Annotated in this window: 1 pseudogene; it reads right to left on the reverse strand. The window is 32.2% G+C overall.

Features of this window, described 5'->3' with window-relative positions:
• Window positions 1-528: pseudogene (locus FJR09_RS24335) on the reverse strand (ISAs1-like element ISAsp2 family transposase); the annotation flags it as partial.
• Window positions 529-599: the final 71 nt, after the last annotated feature.

Raw genomic sequence — 599 nt, forward strand, 5'->3', positions numbered from 1 at the left:
CGCATCAATCGTTACTAAACATCCGGCTATATCTAATACTTTAATTAATTCCGGTATGGCTGTTATTTCATTTGACTTTTCTTCTACTTTACATTGTCCTAATACTAATTTATTACTAGTTGCCCATGCACTTACCATCTGAATCGCACCTTTATCCTTTCCTTTATCATATGAATGCCTTAATGTTTTCCCATCTATTGCTATGACTTCTCCTTCTGTAATTTTATTGATAGATTTTATCCAACTCAAAAAACAATTCTGAAATTGTTGCGGATCTATTCTCGCAAATACTCTGGCGAATGTATCATGAGATGGAATCCCGTTTGGAAGTTCTAAAAATTGTTTTAGCCATTTTTCTTTCTTTTTTCCATAAGCCTCCATCAATACCCAACTATCTACTCCACAGATCACTGCACAAATCGCAATGGTTACTATATCTATTAATTTATGCCTTTTTGTTCTCTCAACTCTTTTATCTTCTAAATCTTTAAAGTGATCTACTATTGTGATTTTTGGTGGTAGCTTCATTTTGTGAATTTTGTCTCTTTAGTTTTATTGAGAATACCACTTCAACTCATTTTATTGATTCTTATAGAAAC

This window comes from Dolichospermum sp. UHCC 0406 (assembly GCF_009712025.1).
In the GTDB taxonomy this organism is placed as follows: domain Bacteria; phylum Cyanobacteriota; class Cyanobacteriia; order Cyanobacteriales; family Nostocaceae; genus Dolichospermum; species Dolichospermum lemmermannii.